16 protein-coding genes and 2 riboswitches are annotated in these 16,013 nt (G+C 63.3%); of the genes, 15 read left to right on the top strand and 1 reads right to left on the bottom strand.

Features of this window, described 5'->3' with window-relative positions:
- The first annotated feature begins 4 nt into the window (after window positions 1-4).
- From ACW4TB_RS17020 to ACW4TB_RS16970, 11 genes are all read left to right on the top strand, one after another.
- A complete protein-coding gene (locus ACW4TB_RS17020; RefSeq protein WP_455828424.1) occupies window positions 5-1,030 on the top strand; it encodes a polyamine ABC transporter substrate-binding protein in 1,026 nt (341 codons plus the stop codon).
- A complete protein-coding gene (locus ACW4TB_RS17015; protein WP_279928652.1) occupies window positions 1,027-1,944 on the top strand; it encodes an ABC transporter permease in 918 nt (305 codons plus the stop codon). Before ACW4TB_RS17020 ends, ACW4TB_RS17015 begins: the two co-directional genes overlap by 4 nt.
- Before the next feature lie 6 nt (window positions 1,945-1,950).
- Entirely contained in the window at window positions 1,951-2,760 is an 810-nt protein-coding gene (locus ACW4TB_RS17010; RefSeq protein ID WP_012313829.1) for an ABC transporter permease, read from the top strand.
- A gap of 19 nt (window positions 2,761-2,779) precedes the next feature.
- Window positions 2,780-3,928, top strand: a complete 1,149-nt coding sequence (locus tag ACW4TB_RS17005) for an ABC transporter ATP-binding protein (RefSeq protein ID WP_279928649.1) — start codon at window positions 2,780-2,782, stop codon at window positions 3,926-3,928.
- 46 nt (window positions 3,929-3,974) lie between these two features.
- Window positions 3,975-4,180, top strand: a riboswitch (cobalamin riboswitch).
- 113 nt (window positions 4,181-4,293) lie between these two features.
- Window positions 4,294-6,420: a TonB-dependent receptor gene (locus tag ACW4TB_RS17000; RefSeq protein ID WP_279928646.1), complete on the top strand. Its 2,127-nt coding sequence runs from the start codon at window positions 4,294-4,296 to the stop codon at window positions 6,418-6,420.
- Between the two features lie 113 nt (window positions 6,421-6,533).
- Entirely contained in the window at window positions 6,534-7,700 is a 1,167-nt protein-coding gene (locus ACW4TB_RS16995) for a DUF1624 domain-containing protein (protein WP_012313826.1), read from the top strand.
- A gap of 28 nt (window positions 7,701-7,728) precedes the next feature.
- Window positions 7,729-7,926, top strand: a riboswitch (cobalamin riboswitch).
- 111 nt (window positions 7,927-8,037) lie between these two features.
- Window positions 8,038-9,048: an ABC transporter substrate-binding protein gene (locus tag ACW4TB_RS16990; RefSeq protein ID WP_279928641.1), complete on the top strand. Its 1,011-nt coding sequence runs from the start codon at window positions 8,038-8,040 to the stop codon at window positions 9,046-9,048.
- Window positions 9,048-10,064 (top strand): FecCD family ABC transporter permease, encoded by a 1,017-nt coding sequence (locus ACW4TB_RS16985; protein WP_042111316.1) that lies wholly within the window; start codon window positions 9,048-9,050, stop codon window positions 10,062-10,064. The genes ACW4TB_RS16990 and ACW4TB_RS16985 overlap by 1 nt, the downstream gene beginning before the upstream one ends.
- Entirely contained in the window at window positions 10,061-10,849 is a 789-nt protein-coding gene (locus tag ACW4TB_RS16980) for an ABC transporter ATP-binding protein (protein ID WP_279928638.1), read from the top strand. The genes ACW4TB_RS16985 and ACW4TB_RS16980 overlap by 4 nt, the downstream gene beginning before the upstream one ends.
- 16 nt (window positions 10,850-10,865) lie before the next feature.
- On the top strand, window positions 10,866-11,300 hold the full coding sequence (locus ACW4TB_RS16975; protein WP_012313822.1) for a pseudoazurin: 435 nt from the start codon (window positions 10,866-10,868) through the stop codon (window positions 11,298-11,300).
- Window positions 11,297-12,634, top strand: coding sequence for an OprD family porin (locus tag ACW4TB_RS16970; RefSeq protein WP_279928635.1), 1,338 nt, complete (start codon window positions 11,297-11,299; stop codon window positions 12,632-12,634). The genes ACW4TB_RS16975 and ACW4TB_RS16970 overlap by 4 nt, the downstream gene beginning before the upstream one ends.
- Before the next feature lie 86 nt (window positions 12,635-12,720).
- On the opposite strand, the gene ACW4TB_RS16965 is transcribed toward ACW4TB_RS16970, so the two are convergent.
- Window positions 12,721-13,221 (bottom strand): GNAT family N-acetyltransferase, encoded by a 501-nt coding sequence (locus ACW4TB_RS16965; protein ID WP_279928633.1) that lies wholly within the window; start codon window positions 13,219-13,221, stop codon window positions 12,721-12,723.
- 117 nt (window positions 13,222-13,338) lie between these two features.
- Here ACW4TB_RS16965 and ACW4TB_RS16960 point away from each other — a divergent pair, with 117 nt between their 5' ends.
- From ACW4TB_RS16960 to ACW4TB_RS16945, 4 genes are all read left to right on the top strand, one after another.
- Window positions 13,339-13,818 carry a hypothetical protein gene (locus tag ACW4TB_RS16960; protein ID WP_012313819.1) on the top strand — a complete coding sequence of 160 codons (480 nt, stop codon included), beginning with the start codon at window positions 13,339-13,341 and terminating at the stop codon, window positions 13,816-13,818.
- 86 nt (window positions 13,819-13,904) lie between these two features.
- Window positions 13,905-14,924, top strand: a complete 1,020-nt coding sequence (locus ACW4TB_RS16955; RefSeq protein ID WP_455843026.1) for a cache domain-containing protein — start codon at window positions 13,905-13,907, stop codon at window positions 14,922-14,924.
- Window positions 14,925-14,951: 27 nt separating this feature from the next.
- Window positions 14,952-15,488: a GGDEF domain-containing protein gene (locus ACW4TB_RS16950; protein WP_455843025.1), complete on the top strand. Its 537-nt coding sequence runs from the start codon at window positions 14,952-14,954 to the stop codon at window positions 15,486-15,488.
- An 84-nt stretch (window positions 15,489-15,572) separates the two neighbouring features.
- Window positions 15,573-15,917: a hypothetical protein gene (locus ACW4TB_RS16945; RefSeq protein WP_012313817.1), complete on the top strand. Its 345-nt coding sequence runs from the start codon at window positions 15,573-15,575 to the stop codon at window positions 15,915-15,917.
- Window positions 15,918-16,013 lie beyond the last annotated feature (96 nt).

The raw sequence follows: 16,013 nt of genomic DNA, 5'->3' as shown, positions 1-16,013 counted from the left end.
AACCATGCTGTTGAGCAAACGTGTAACCGCAGTGCTGTCCGCCAGCCTGCTGACCCTGGCATGTCAGGCCACCCAGGCCGCTGACAGCCTCAACTTCGTCAGCTGGGGCGGTACCACCCAGGACGCCCAGAAAGAAGCATGGGCCGTACCTTTCAGCAAATCGACCAACATCAAAGTGGTACAGGACGGCCCGACCGACTACGGCAAGCTCAAGGCCATGGTCGAGAGCGGCAACGTGCAGTGGGACGTGGTCGACGTGGAAGCCGACTTTGCCCTGCGTGCCGCCAGTGAAGGGCTGCTCGAACCCCTCGATTTCACCACCATCGCGCGCGACAAGATCGACCCACGCTTCGTCTCCGACCATGGCGTCGGTTCGTTCTTCTTCTCATTCGTGCTCGGCTATAACGAAGGCAAGCTCGGCGCCAACAAGCCGGTGGACTGGACCGCTCTGTTCGACACCAAGACCTACCCCGGCAAGCGCGCCCTGTACAAGTGGCCGAGCCCCGGCGTACTGGAACTGGCCCTGCTGGCCGACGGTGTGCCGGCCGACAAGCTCTACCCGCTGGACCTGGACCGCGCCTTCAAGAAGCTCGACACCATCAAGAAAGACATCGTCTGGTGGGGCGGTGGTGCTCAGTCGCAGCAACTGCTGGCCTCCGGTGAAGCCTCGCTCGGCCAGTTCTGGAATGGCCGCGTCTATGCCCTGCAGCAAGATGGAGCGCCGGTGAGCGTGAGCTGGAAACAGAACCTGGTCATGGCCGATTTCCTGGTCATCCCCAAGGGCGCCAAGAACAAGGACGCGGCCATGAAGTTCCTGGCCCATGCCAGCAGCGCCGAAGGCCAGGCCGAGTTCGCCAACAAGACCGCCTACGCGCCGGTGAACCTGGACAGCGTGGCCAAACTCGACAAAGACCTCGCGCAGAACCTGCCGACCGCCTACGCCCAGGACCAGGTCACCCTGGACTTCGCCTACTGGGCCAAGAACGGCCAGGCCATCGCCGCGCGCTGGAATGAGTGGTTGGTGAAATGAAAGTCGCCATCAACGCCCTGCAAAACGCGCAAGGTGCCCCCACGGGCGCCGGCGCTCCGGGGACGGCCCCGCGCCGCATAAGCCTCGGCCAGCGCTGGAAAGGCAGCCGCAACCTGTTGCCCGCCCTGCTGTTCCTTGGCCTGTTCTTCTTCGCCCCGCTGATCGGCCTGTTGCTGCGCGGCGTGCTGGAGCCGGTACCGGGGCTGGGTAACTACGAGCAGCTGTTCGCCAACTCGGCGTATGCGCGGGTATTGTTCAACACCTTCTCGGTGGCCGGCGTCGTCACCCTGATCAGCGTGTTGCTGGGCTTCCCGCTGGCCTGGGCAATCACCCTGGTGCCCAACGGCTGGGGCCGCTGGTTGTTGAACATCGTGCTGTTGTCGATGTGGACCAGCCTGCTGGCGCGCACCTATTCGTGGCTGGTGCTGCTGCAGGGGTCAGGGGTAATCAACAAGGCGTTGATGGCGCTGGGCATCCTCGATGCCCCGCTGGAAATGGTGCACAACCTGACCGGGGTGGTGATCGGCATGAGCTACATCATGATCCCGTTCATCGTGCTGCCGCTGCAAGCGACCATGCATGCCATCGACCCGATGGTGCTGCAGGCAGGCTCCATCTGCGGCGCAAGCCCCTGGACCAACTTCTGGAAGGTGTTCCTGCCGCTGTGCCGCTCGGGGCTGTTCTCCGGTGCACTGATGGTATTCGTCATGTCGCTGGGCTACTACGTCACCCCGGCACTGCTTGGTGGCGCGCAAAACATGATGCTGCCCGAATTCATCATCCAGCAGGTGCAATCGTTCCTTAACTGGGGCCTGGCCAGCGCCGCCGCCGCACTGCTGGTGGTAATCACCCTGGTGCTCTTCTACCTGTACCTGAAGCTGCAACCGGAGTCCCCGGTCGGCAACGCGAGGTAAACCGCCATGCTTCTGTCTCCCAATGCCATGGGGCGCCCGCTGCGTACGGGCCTGTACCTGACCACCGGAGTGATTGCGGCCTTCCTGCTGCTGCCGGTAGTGTTCATCATCCTGCTGTCGTTCGGCTCATCACAGTGGCTGGTATTCCCGCCACCAGGCTGGACCTTCAAGTGGTATGCGCAGTTCTTCGCCAACCCGGAGTGGATGGACGCCGCCCTGGCCAGCTTCAAAGTCGCCGTGCTGACCACCATCGCCGCCGTGCTGCTGGGCCTGCCTACCGCATTCGCCCTGGTGCGCGGCCGCTTCCCCGGCCGCGAGATGCTCTACGGGCTTTTCACCATGCCCATGATCGTGCCGTTGGTGATCATTGCAGTGGCGGTGTATGCACTGTTTCTGAAGCTCGGCTACACGGGCACGCTGTTCGCCTTCGTGGTCAGCCATGTGATCGTCGCCCTGCCCTTCACCATCATTTCGATCATCAACTCGCTCAAGCTGTTCGACCAGTCGATCGAGGATGCCGCGGTGATCTGCGGTGCCTCGCGCCTGCAGGCGATCTTCAAGGTGACCTTCCCGGCCATTCGCCCGGGGATGATCGCCGGCGGTCTGTTCGCCTTCCTGGTCTCGTGGGACGAGGTAGTACTGAGCGTGATGATGGCCAGCCCCGACCTGCAAACCCTGCCCGTGAAGATGTGGACCACCCTGCGCCAGGACCTGAGCCCGGTGATCGCCGTCGCCTCGACGCTGCTGATCGGCCTGTCGCTGTTGGTCATGGTCATTGCCGCCGCCTTGCGCCGGCGCACCGAAACGAACGCCTGAGCGCCCGGAGAAAACAACAATGAGTGCAGTGATCAAAGACAACGCGCACAACAAGACCCTGGTCAGCCTGCGCGGCCTGAACAAGCATTACGGTGACTTCACCGCCGTGGATAACCTCGACCTGGAAATCCAGGACGGCGAGTTCCTCACCTTCCTCGGCTCCAGCGGCTCGGGCAAGTCCACCACCCTGTCGATGCTGGCCGGGTTCGAGACGCCCAGCAGCGGCGAGATTCTGGTCGAGGGGCAGTCGCTGGTGAATGTGCCACCGCACAAGCGCGACATCGGCATGGTGTTCCAGCGTTACTCGCTGTTCCCGCACCTGAATGTGCGTGACAACATCGCCTTCCCCCTGGCCATCCGCAAGCTCGGCGCTGCCGAAACCAAGAAGCGGGTCGACGCCATGCTCAAGCTGGTGCAACTGGAGGCGTTCGCCCATCGCAGGCCTTCGCAGATGTCGGGCGGCCAGCAACAGCGTGTGGCGATTGCCCGCGCCCTGGTGTACGAACCGCGCATCCTGCTGATGGACGAGCCACTCGGCGCGCTGGACAAGAAACTGCGCGAAGACCTGCAGGATGAACTGCGCCAGCTGCACCGCCGGCTGGGCATCACTATCGTCTACGTCACCCACGACCAGGAAGAAGCCATGCGCCTGTCCCAGCGCATCGCCATCTTCAGCCACGGCAAGATCGTTGGCCTGGGCACCGGCTATGACCTCTACCAGAACCCACCCAATGCCTTTGTCGCCTCGTTCCTGGGCAACTCCAACTTCCTGCGCATCACGGCCAGCAGCAACGGTGCCGGCAGTTTCGAAGGCCAGCCAGTGGCGATCCGCCTGACGCCTGGCCTTGCGGCGGGGCAGGATGCGCTGATCATGGTACGCCCGGAAAAGGCCCTGGCACTCACCACCGACCAGGCTGCACGCGAACCGTTGCCAGCGGGCTGGAACGAAGTGATCGCCAAGGTCGGCGAGGTGCTGTTCCTTGGCGAAAGCCAGACCTGCCACGTGATGACCCCAGGCGGTACTGAAATGACCGTGAAAGCACTGTCGGCTGCGGGTATGTCCATGCAGCCCGGAGACACCGTGAAGGTCCGCTGGGCGGTTGCAGATGCCTGCATCTACACCGAATGGGCGCAAAGCGACCTGAGCAAGTCGGCCGGCGCGCACTGAGCATCAGCAGCAGGTAAATGGTTGACGCGCATTCCGACCAATGGTCATATGCGCGCCAGTTTCAGGTGTCCTGCGCCGCCGCGCGCAGGGTGAAACGGGAAGCCGGTGCGTCGTGGTTCACGACAAGTCCGGCGCTGCCCCCGCAACGGTAAGCGAGCGAAGCCTTCGACACACCACTGTGCACACGCATGGGAAGGTGAAGGCCTCATGACCCTCGCAAGCCCGGAGACCGGCCTGAAGCTTCACTTGGCAACCCGCGGTGGGCGGGCGCAGGCCGGTATCCGCGTGCGCGCCTGCGCCCGTGGTGGTTGTGCCTTTGCGTGTTTTCCACCGGGATCCATTCATTCCTGCAGCAGTGGAAAGACATGTCCCGTTTCTTCAAGCTTCACCCTCTGGCAGCCTGCCTGGCCGTCGCCCTGCCGGCCCTGGCCGATGACCACGACAACCCTGCGGTGGCGCTGCCATCCACAGCCATCACCGACACCCGCGCTGAGCAAAAGGTCGACCTCGCCACGCCGACCCAGGCCGGTTCACGCCTGAACCTCAGCGCCCTGGAAACCCCGGCCAGCACCACGAGCATCACCGCCGAACAGATCCAGCAGCGCAACAACCTCACCGTGCAGGAGGCCGTGACCCGCTCGCCGGGCATCACCTTCATCGGCAGCCCAGGCGATGGCGGCACCGGCCTTTCGGCGCGCGGCTTTACCGGGCACGGTTCAGTGATGACCCTGTTCGACGGCGCACGCTTGTATACCGGGGCCGGCACCCAGACCTTTCCAGTCGACCCGTGGATGGTAGAGCGCATCGATGTGATCCGGGGCCCGGCCTCGGTACTGTATGGTGAAGGCGCCACCGGCGCGGTGATCAACGTCATCCCGAAAAAGCCGTTCACCGGCGACATTCACAACCACCTGCGCCTTGGCTATGGCTCCTGGGATCGCCAGCAACTGAGCCTGGACAGCGGTGGCAGCCTCAGCAAGCGCCTGAGTTACCGCCTGACCCTTGACCAGCAGGCTGGCAATGGCTGGGTCGACCGCACCAACTCGCGCAGCCTTGCCCTGAGTGCCGCACTGCAATTCGATGCCACTGACGACCTGAGCTTTACCCTGGCCCACGAGCGCGGCGACGCCGAGCCCGCCAATTACTACGGTACGCCGCTGATCGACGGCCACTACCGCAGCAGCCTGCGCAAGAAGAACTACAACATTCAGAATGACGTGCAGCGCTACCATGACGAATGGACCCGCTTCACCACTGACTGGGCTATCAGTGACCAGCTCAGTGCCAGCAACCAGCTGTACTACATCAAGAGCCGCCGGCATTGGCGCAATGCCGAGGATTACAGCTGGGACGCCGACCGCCAACAGCTGCTGCGCCAGAGCTACCTGCAGATCAAGCATGATCAGGAGCAGATAGGCGATCGCCAGACGTTCACCTTCGACCATGCGTTGTTCGGGCTTGCCAGCAGGACGATGGTTGGCGCCGAGTACAATAAGGTGCGCTTCAACGTTGACAGCAACTCGCCGTACAACGATGTGGGCGGCGACTACATCGACCCGTGGCAACCAGCCCCGGGCTGGTTCCACAGTGCTTCGCCCCTGCGACCGCAAACCTTGTCCACGACCCACACCTTCGCTCTGTTCGCCGAAAACCGCCTGCAGCTGACCGATCGCCTGTCGCTGGTGACCGGCGTGCGTCGCGACCAGAACCACATTGACCGCAACAACCTCACCGACGGCACGCGCAGCGACCGTAGCCTGCAAGGTGGCAACTGGCGCGCAGGGCTGGTGTTCGCCGTCAGTGACGACCTATCGCTGTACGGCCAGTACTCCACCAGCGAGGACGGGGTGAACGACCTGATCAGCCTCAATCCTGCGCAACTGAACTACGACCTCACCGAGTCCAAGCAGACCGAGCTGGGCCTGAAGCAGCGCTTCTGGGAAGGCCGTGGTGAATGGACGCTGGCGGCCTATCACATCGTCAAGAAAAAGCTGCTGGTGGATGACCCTATCACCCATGAAAAACAGCAGGCTGGGCAACAAACCTCCGATGGCCTGGAGGCGAGCCTTGAGCTGGCCTTGCCGCAGCAGTGGCAGGTCTCAGCCAATGCGTCACTGGTGCGCGCAAAGTACGATGAGTTCGACGAAATGGTGGCTGGTGTAACACAGGATCGCGCCGGCAATCGCCCGTCCAACGTGCCACGGCGTACTGCCAACCTGTGGCTGACCAAGGGCTTCGGTCAGCAAGTGGAGGCCGGCATTGGCGCACGGTACGTGGACGACCGCTATGCCAATACGGCCAACACTCAGCGTGCGCCGGGCTATACCGTGGTCGATGCCAACATCGGCTGGCAGCTGTTGCCGGATGTGCGCCTGGGGCTGCAGATAAACAACCTGTTTGACCGGGAATATGTGGCTTCGGCGTTCAGTGGCACGCAATGGATCATGGGCACGCCGCGGTCGTATTTCGCGACAGTGGATCACAGCTTCTGATTTGAGCTGACTCTAATGGCCTTATCGCCACTACAAAAACCACTACCCGGCACAAATGAAATTGTTATAAGATAACGTTTCATTTGACATCCATTCCTGCCTGCGACCCCTCCATGACAAGTGCCGCCGCCACCCCCACCCAGCTCACCCAGCGCCTGCAGAGCATCGATGCCCTGCGCGGCCTGGTGATCCTGTTCATGCTGCTTGACCACGTGCGCGAGACATTCTTCCTGCACCGCCAGGTCAGCGACCCGATGAGCATCGACGCCACCGACCCGTCCCTGTTCTTCAGCCGCACCCTGGCCCACCTGTGTGCACCAGTGTTCGTACTGCTCACTGGCCTGTCAGCCTGGCTGTACGGCGAGAAGTATCAGGGCCGCAGCGATGTCTCGGCGTTCCTGTTCAAGCGCGGCCTGTTCCTGGTTGTGCTGGAGTTCACCTTGGTGAATTTCGCCTGGACGTTCCAGCTGCCGCCCAGCGTCATCTACCTGCAGGTGATCTGGGCCATCGGGGTCAGCATGATCGCCCTGTCGCTGCTGGTGTGGCTGCCGCGCCCGGTGCTGGTTGTGCTGGGCGCAGTGATCATCGCCGGCCACAACCTGCTCGACGGCCTGCACTTTGGCACGGAGTCGGCGATGCATGTGCCGTGGGCGATCCTGCATGACCGTGGCTGGCTGGAACTCTCTGAAAGCCTGCGCCTGCGCACCTCCTACCCGGTACTGCCGTGGATCGGCGTAATTGCCTTGGGCTACGGCCTGGGCCCTTGGTTCGCCCGTGGCAGCGATGCCGGCCAGCGTCAGTATCGGCTGCTGCTGGCAGGGCTAATCGCCCTGCTCGGCTTCATGGCGCTGCGCATGCTCAATGGCTACGGCGAAGCGCCGTGGAGCGGCTACCCGACGCTTACCCAGACCGTGATGAGTTTCTTCAACATCACCAAGTACCCGCCTTCGCTGTTGTTCCTGGCCTTGACCCTGGGCTGCGGCCTGCTGTTGCTGCGCGCCTTTGAACGCGCAGGGCAAGCCCGCTGGATCGGCGCTCTGGCGGTGTTCGGCGCGGCGCCGATGTTCTTCTATCTGCTGCACCTTTATGTACTGAAACTGATGTACCTGGCCAGCGTCGCCCTGTTCGGCCGCAATCACGGCGACTACTTCGGTTTCGACGGCATTGGCGCTGTGTGGCTGGGTGCTGTGCTGCTTGCCGTGGCGCTGTACCTGCCGGTGCGCTGGTTTGCCAGGCTCAAGGCGCGCCGACGCGACATCACCTGGCTGAAGTACTTCTGATTTAGCGTTTTCACCGGCTGCCTGATGGTCTACCATGCGGGCCGCCGGTTTCCACCACGGAAATAATAGGGAATCCCAGGCCGCCCAGGCGCGCCAAACGGAACTGCCCCCGCAACTGTAAGTGCCGAGCCCGCTCCATCGATGCCACTGGATCAGCCGATCCGGGAAGGCTGGAGCCGGGTGATGACGCACCAGTCAGGAGACCTGCCGGCTTACATTCACCAACCGGCGGGGTGTCCGGGATTGGCCATCAGAGTTGCCCCTGTCGCCTGCAGGGGCTCGGCGATGCCTGTCCGTGCGTTCCTTCCGTGAACTGTCTGATAGGAGATCGCCCCGCATGCTGTCCCGTTTCGCCACCCTGCTCGTCGGCTTGAGCCTCACCGGTGCGGCACAGGCCGCCGCCACGCACTACCCGCTGACTGTGGACAACTGCGGCATGCCGCAAACCTTCACCCACGCCCCAAAACGTGCAGTGACCATCGGCCAGGCCGGCACCGAAATCCTCTACGCGCTGGGGTTGGGCGACAAACTGGCCGGCACATCGCTGTGGTTCAACAACGTCCTGCCCGAGTACAAGGCGCAGAACGACAAGGTGCCGCGCCTGGCCGACAATGACCCGAGCTTCGAAGCGGTAGTGGGCAAGCGCCCCGAACTTGTGGCGGTGCAGTTTGAGTGGATGGTCGGCGCCCAGGGCGTGGTCGCGACCCGTGAGCAGTTCAACGAACTGAAGATCCCCACCTATCTGCTGCCCTCGGACTGCGAAGGCAAGGACAACCTGGTGGGGGCCGATGGCACTCGACTGCAGGCATTTCAGGTCCAGAGCATCTACAAGAGCGTCAGCCAGCTGGCGGAAATCTTCGACGTCCAGGACCGCGGCGCGGCACTGAACAGCGACCTCAAGGCACGCCTGGACAGCGCCAGGCAACAACTGGCCGGCAAAGACCTGAGCCAGACCTCGGCACTGTTCTGGTTCTCTAGCGCCGACCTCGACATCGACCCTTATGTTGCGGGTCGCCAGGGCGTGGCGGACTTCATGCTGCGCACCCTGGGTGTACGCAACGTGGTCGAGTCCACCGAAGAATGGCCCACAGTGGGCTGGGAAACCATCGCCAAGGCCAACCCTACGTGGCTGATCATCGCCCGCATGGATCGCCGCCGCTTTCCGGCCGACGACTACCAGAAGAAGCTCGAATTCCTGCGCAACGACCCGGTAACCCAGCACATGGATGCCGTGAAGAACAACCGCATCATCATCCTCGACGCCGATGCCATGCAGGCCGGTATCCGTCTGTTCCAGGGCCTGCAGACCCTGTCGGCAGCCTTCGCCAGCGGTAAAGCTGCACCGTGATGAACCGTATGCTGCCTTACTGTGCCCTGGCCCTGGTTGCCTTGCTCGGCGCGCTGCTTGCCGGCACTGCCATTGGCGAGACCACCGTGTCACCCAGCGTGGTGTACCAGGTACTGGCCAACCACCTGTGGCAGGCCGGTTACCCGGTTGACCCGATCGACGCCGGTATCGTCTGGAACTACCGCCTGACCCGCACGCTGGTCGCCGCAGCCTGTGGCGCAGGGCTGGCGACCTGCGGGGTGATCCTGCAGGCGCTGCTGCGCAATCCGCTGGCCGAACCCTACTTGCTGGGCCTGTCAGCCGGGGCTTCGACCGGCGCCGTGCTGGTGGGCCTGCTGGGCCTGGGCAGCGTTGCCCTGAGCATGTCGGGCGGCGCCTTCGTCGGCGCCGTCGCGGCCTTCGCCCTGGTCCTGGTGCTGGCCCGCGCAGCCGGCCCGAGCAACAACAATGCCCAAGTGATCCTGGCAGGGATTGCCGGCTCGCAACTGTTCAACGCCCTGACGGCGTTTCTGATCACCAAATCAGCCACCGCCGAACAGGCTCGCGGCATCCTGTTCTGGCTGCTGGGCAACCTCAGTGGCGTGCGCTGGCCGTCAGTATGGCTGGCGCTGCCAGTGGCACTGTTCGGCCTGGTGGTGTGCCTGTGGCACCGGCGCACACTCGACGCTTTTACCTTCGGCACCGATTCGGCGGCGTCGCTGGGCATCGCGGTGCGGCGCAGCCAGTTGCTGCTGATCAGCTGCGCAGCGCTGGTGACGGCGGTGATGGTGTCGATCGTCGGCGCCATCGGTTTTGTCGGGCTGGTGATCCCCCATGCGCTGCGGCTGTTGCTCGGCCCCGGTCACAGCCGCCTGCTGCCGGCCAGTGCCCTGGGCGGAGCGCTGTTCCTGATCGCCGCGGACATGCTTTCCCGCACGCTGATCCCCGGCCAGGTGATTCCGGTGGGCGTGGTCACAGCGCTGATCGGTGCACCTGTGTTTGCGTTGATCCTGGTCAGCCGCAGGGGGCGCGCATGACGGCCATGACACCCCCAAAGGTCGCCCCGCTCGCCTGCCAAGGCTTGAGTTTGCAACTGTCGGGCAACCCCGTGCTGCGCGATATCAACCTGACGGTCGCCGCGGGTGAAACCCTCGGCATCGTCGGCCCGAATGGCTCCGGCAAATCGTCCCTGCTCAAACTGCTGGCCGGGCTGCGCACGCCGCATAGCGGCAGTGTGCAATTGCTCGGCGAGCCGCTTGCGCGCCTGCCGCGTCGGCGCATCGCCCAGGCCTTGGCGCTGGTCGAGCAACAGGCCGACACCCTCGACGCCATCAGCGTGTTCGACGCCGTGGCGCTAGGACGTACACCTTGGTTGTCCGCCCTGGCGCCGTTTTCCCAGGAAGATCGCGTGGTCGTCGAGCAGGCCCTGGCCGACCTCGATGCCTCGCACCTGCGTACTCGCATCTGGAGTTCGCTGTCCGGTGGCGAACGCCAGCGCGTCCACATTGCCCGCGCCCTGGCCCAGCGCCCGCAGGTACTGCTGCTCGATGAGCCAACCAATCATCTCGACATCCAGCACCAGTTGAGCCTGCTGCAACAGGTACAGGCGTTGCCGGTGACCACCCTGGTGGCCCTGCATGACCTTAACCAGGCGCTGACCTGCGACCGCGTGGCGGTGCTCGAACACGGCCGTCTGGTCGCCCTCGGCAAGCCGCTGGAGGTACTCACCCCCGAGCGTTTGCTGAGCACCTTTGGCGTCCATGCCCACTACCTCACCGACCCCTTCGACGGCGCGCGCATCCTGCGCTTTCGCGCCCCCTGAACCAGGAAGCTCCCGCATGCTGTTGCGCACTACCGTCCTGCTGATCGCCAACGCTCTGCTACCTTTCGCGGCGCTGGCCGACGTGCACGAAGTGAAGATGCTCACCCGCGGGGCGGCCGGTGCCATGGTCTACGAGCCCGACCACCTGCGTATTGCACCAGGTGATACGGTACGCTTCGTGCCGACCCAGAGCGGCCACAACGCGGCCAGCCTGCCCGGGTTGCTGCCGGCAGGTGCCGAGGCGTTCAAGAGCAAGCTGAACCAGCCCTTCGAGCAGTCCTTTACGGTGCCAGGGGTGTACGGAGTCCAGTGCATCCCACACCTGGCCATGGGTATGGTGATGCTGATCCAGGTGGGCGATACCGGCTTGACCGAATTGCCAGCGGATTTGCCTGCGCGGGCACGTACGCGCCTGGCAGCCCAACTGCAGCAGTTGGAGGCCGGCCAATGAACCGTTTGCTTCTTGCCCTGCCACTACTGGGCCTGGCGCCCTTGGCGCTGGCTGAATCCGCACAGTCGCAGAGCAACGGCTTGGTCGAAGACAGCAGCTGGAGCATCCTCAACCGCACGGTCTACGACCAGCGTGATTACAAGCATGGCGGGCGCAACAGTGCCGGCCGTAATGCCTACAAACCCCGCAGCGAACGCAATGGCCTGGCCGAGGAATGGGCCTACGGTTTGATGGGTACATTCCAGTCCGGTTTTACCCAAGGCCTGATCGGTGTTGGCATCGATGCCCATGCCTACCTTGGTGTACAACTCGACAGCGGTGGGGGTCGAACCGGCAAGGCCCGCTTACTGGGTGTGGACAACCAGGGCCACCCCAAGAACGAATACAGCCGGGGCGGTGCGGCATTGAAGCTGCGCGTCTCCAACACCGTGCTGTCTTATGGCGAGCAGCGGGTGAAAACGCCGGTATTCAGCTCTTCCGACAGCCGTTTGCTACCCGAAACCGCCACCGGGTTCTTTCTCACCAGCAATGAAATCGATAAGGTCAAGCTGATTGCCGGCCACTTCAACGAAAGCACCGACCGCAACGCTTCAAGCCATGACCAGGGCTTCGTCGTGAATTACTCCAACGGTCGCCAGGGCAACAGCTTCGACGTTGCCGGTGCGGTGTGGAACCCCAGTGCTGCCTTGGGCGCCAGCCTGTACACCTCCCGCTATGAAGACACCTGGAACCAGCATTACCTGGGCAGCACCCTCACCCATGCGCTGGATGACCGGCGCAGCCTGAGCCTGGACCTCAACCTGTACCGCACCACCGACACCGGCAAAGCGCTGTCCGGGCGCATCGACAACACCACCTGGAGCCTGGTTTCGCGCTATAGCCATGGCCCACATGCTTTCAGCCTGGGCTGGCAGCAGGTGGATGGCAACACGCCGTTCGACTACGTGACCCGCGGCGCTATCTACATTGCCAACGCCGTGCAGATGTCTGACTTCAACGCACCCAACGAAAAGTCCTGGCAAGCGCGCTATGACCTGAACATGGGTGCTTTTGGGGTGCCGGGGTTGAACCTGACGGCACTGTATGTGCGCGGGTTCGATATCGATGGCACGCACGTAGACCCCAACGGCGGGTATGCGTACCTGGGCTATGGCAAGGGTGGCAAGCACTGGGAGAGAGACCTTGAGGCGCGGTATGTGGTGCAGAGTGGCAAGGCCAAGGGCACGGCGTTTTCATTGAGGCACAATGTGCACCGCGGGGATACGGCGCAGGCCGAACTGGACGGCAACCAGATCCGCCTGGCCGTGGAGTGGCCGTTGTCGGGCGGGCTCTGAGTGGTTTCATCCTCCTTGTGCGCCGCATTGATGATGCCCTTGCCGTTCCCGGCATCCACCCTTGTCACTGCAAAGCAGGAAAGATCCTAAACCGCCTGCCACTGTTGCATGTGCGTAGTCCGCCACACCGGGTCATCCTCTACGTTGATCACCGTGAAGCCCTGCCGCTCCCAGAACCGGATCGCCCCCGCCAGAAACGGATGGGTGTGCAGGTACAGACATTCAATACCTGCCCGGACGGCGTGCTCTCGCAAGGCCTGGAACAGTGCCGCGGCCAGGCCGTTGCGGCGGTATTCGGGGAGCACGAACAGGCGCACGATTTCGACGACGCGTTTGCCGTGGTAATCGAGTTGGCGGAAGCGATGGTCATAGGGCAGGTAGCCAATGACGGCGATCAACGTGCCACGATCTCGGGCTTCCAGAAAGTGTCCGTCGCCATCCAGGTAGGTCGCCTCGAAATGGGCCAGGTCTTTGGGCAAAGGCGAATGGGCGAGCATGGGGAACAGCTCGCGTCGCGCACTGTCGACGAAGGCAACGACTTCATCGATGGCGTCACGGCCGGGTGATTGGAAGGTCCAGTCGGGCATGGGATTGATGCGATGGCTTGGGGAACGTGTTTCTACCCTACAGCATCTGACGGCGCAATGCAGGGCCGGCCCGACCTCGCTATAATCCTCGGCCGCAAACGCGCCCAAGGCCAGCCCATGCCCCGCCTCTCCAAGTTGTTGCTGCCGCTGCTGTTCGCCGCCGCTCTCGCCGCATGCGACCAGAAGCCGACCCGCGAAGAGCAGATCCTGGCCAACCTGCCCTTGCAGGAAGCCTATGAGCACAACATCGACCGTATGGCGTTGCTGCTGACCCGTAGCCACCCGCGACTCGATGAAGAAACAATCCGCAGCGTGCTGCGCAAGCACCTCACGGTCGAGGATCAGCGCCAGGACCTGTTCAAGCTCTACAGCGAAAAGAACTTCAGCGACGCCGAGTTCGCCACTATCGTCGAGGTGACTCGGGACCCGGCAAAGGCCAAGGCCTTGGCGCAGACCGAGGACGGCCAGCAACTGAGCGCGAAACTTACCCGGCTGATGCGCGAGACAGCACGCGATGAAAAGGCCCAGGCATTGGCCGAACAGCGCCTGCAGCAGGTGCAGGACGAGCTGAACGCATTGGAAAACGCCGGTTCCTGACCGATTGCGACAGCCCCACATCCATCCCGTAGCCGTACAATCCCATAACGAGTAAGGTTATTTCTTTTGCGCCAGTGAGGTCTGGATTGCCACACGCCAAGCATGGACTGCGCCTGGACTTGCGCACGCTGATCCTCATCCTTTGCACACTCACCGCCCTGGTGATGCTCTGTGCCAGCTACTTCGCCAGCTACCGGGTGCAGCGCCAGTTGCTCATCGATAACGCCCTGGAAGCCAACCGGGTATATGCGGCGAAGCTGGCGGCAATCACCGAAACCTTCATCGCGACTGCCTTGCAACAGCTGTCATTCAGCGCCAGTGTGCAGGGGCGGCAACTGGCCGACGGTGCGGCGCTGGAAGCAGAAACCACACGGTTGCTGCGCCAGAGCATGGCCTTCAACTCCACCTTCGTGGTCGATGCCGAAGGTATCGTGAGGGCGATTTCACCCGCTGCGCTGCGTCATTACCTTGGCCGCAAGGTACAGACGCCCGGTACTGAAGAGGCATTGCGCGAACGCCGGCCCTTGGTGTCGACGCCTTACCTGTCGGCGGCCAACAACCTGGTGGTGGCGCTTTCGCAGCCGATCTTCGATGCCAACGGCCGCTACCTGGGCTATGTCGGCGGCAGCCTCTACCTGCGCGAACGCAACATACTCAACAGCCTGCTGGGCAAGCATTTCTACAAGGACGGCTCCTACCTCTATGTAGTCGATCGCAACCGCCGCCTGCTCTATCACCCCAATGCCGAACGGGTAGGCAGCGTGGTCGAGGGCAATACCCTGATCGACCAGCTGAAAGAACTGCAGCACGGCACGCGGCAGGTCATCAACAGCCAAGGGGTAGCCATGCTGGCGGGCTTCGCCACAGTGCCCAGTACCGGTTGGGGCGTGGTCGCGCAACAACCGCTGGCGCAAACGGTGGCGCCGTTGAGTCATCTGATTCTCACGGTCATGGGCATCTCGGCCCCCCTGGCACTGGTGGGCAGCCTGCTGCTGTGGTGGCTGGCGTTGACCATCGCCAGGCCACTTTGGCAACTGGCCGCCGGTGCCCGCACCATGGACCGCACCGGCACCGCCGAACGGCTGCACAGGGTACACGCCTGGTAATTCGAGGTCGCCGAACTCAAACGGGCCATGCTGTTCGGCCTGAATCTGCTGCAAGAGCGCATCGGCCGGCTCAACCGCGATGCCCAGACCGATCCGCTCACCGGCCTGGGCAACCGCCGCAGCCTGGAATTCAAGCTGTCGCTGCTGGAGGCCGAAGGCCGCGCATTTTCAGTCATCGTGCTGGATATCGACCACTTCAAGCGGATCAATGATGGGCATGGGCATGATGTCGGGGACCAGGTGCTGCAGCGCTTGGCGGCAATCATGCGTGGCTGTTGCCGTGAAGGTGACCTGCTGTGCCGGACCGGTGGGGAGGAGTTCCTTATGCTGCTGCCTGGGGCCAGTGAGGCGGTCGCGACGGCGGTCGCGCAGCGGCTGCGCGTGATGGTGCAGGACACCGCGATAGAACCGGTAGGCGCGGTGACCATCTCACTGGGGGTGGCACATTGGCAGGCCGAGCAGGAACGCGAGCCGGGTGCAGCGCTCAGCCAGGCGGATAGCGCGTTATACCGGGCCAAGCGCGAAGGACGAAATAGGGTGTGCAGCGAAGCTGGCAGGCATTGACTGGCGGCCATCCGTCGGTTGCACGGCACCTTGCAGCCGGCCAACCAGCCGAAGATTGGGTAATCAATCCAACAGGAGATCCCCATGAAGCGGATTACCCATCATGCGCTGTTGCTCGCCCTTTGCCTGGGCGCCGGCACATCCGTCGCTCTGGCGGCGACCGACATGAACGACAACGGTAACTCGCCCCCCGGCTCCGGCACGATGGCAGGCGACAAGGGCGGTGCGACGGGGTCGGGTGTGCCTGCCGATGCCACCGGCAGCGGAACGGGTAGCAATGACACTGACAATACCGGGGGAGATGGAACTACCAAGGGCTCGGGCAGCAATGGCTCAGGGGGCTCCGGTGGGGCTTCGGGCTCGGAAAGTGGTAGCGGCGGCAGTGGTGGTACTGGTGGTAGTAGCGGTGGGTCGGGTAGTGGCGGCTGAGCAAATCCCCCCACGGGCGGGTTATCTGGACCGAATGTAACAAGTATTGTCATAAAACTGTCGTGTATTGGTCATAGGATTGACCCCAACCTGACA

This window comes from Lelliottia jeotgali, from assembly GCF_977070485.1.
Note: the sequence above shows the minus strand (reverse complement) of the source record. Positions and strands in the feature narration are given on the sequence as shown.